Here is a 502-nt window from a genome sequence, read left to right as displayed (position 1 = left end):
CATCATGTGCCGGCTCGGTTACGGACCGCCACATAGCGCCGCCACGCCAGTCTCGCGCGGGTGTCGGGTGCGCTCGCCACTCGCCCTTCGCAGTCGACATACCGCGCCGGGCGCCCCGTGCGCCTGCCTCGCACTTGCACGCAGACGGAAACGGCCGCCACATTGGCCCAGTCGTCGACAGACAAGGCCGACGCGTCGGCCCATCGTGCAGCACCATATAGTCGATAGCGCAAACTCAAGCGTTCGACGCCTTCGACAAGCGGCTGCGCGATGCCGGGTCTGCCGCTGCCTTCGCAGTACAGTTCCGGTGCGCCCGTCGACGCGCTGACGCGCGCGTAAAAGCGGTTGACGATCAGCGGCTGCGTATCGGCCGCGCCGACGCCCTGGCCGAGGCAGTCCGTCGGCTGCCCGCTCGCCGTCGGCCATGTGGAGACGCCGTCTCCGACATAGCGGACGACGAGGCCGTCGGAGCGGCTCGCGAGCGGATCGCATGCGGTCTGAC

At 69.3% G+C, this 502-nt stretch carries 1 pseudogene; it reads right to left on the bottom strand.

From position 1 onward, the window contains the following. Positions 1–2: 2 nt before the first annotated feature. Positions 3–502, bottom strand: a pseudogene (pilW, locus tag J5M73_RS31110) (type IV pilus assembly protein PilW); the annotation flags it as partial.

Source organism: Pseudomonas sp. 50_B, from assembly GCF_017491625.1.
Lineage (GTDB): Bacteria > Pseudomonadota > Gammaproteobacteria > Pseudomonadales > Pseudomonadaceae > Aquipseudomonas > Aquipseudomonas danubii.
This window is presented reverse-complemented; position numbering and strand designations above follow the sequence as displayed.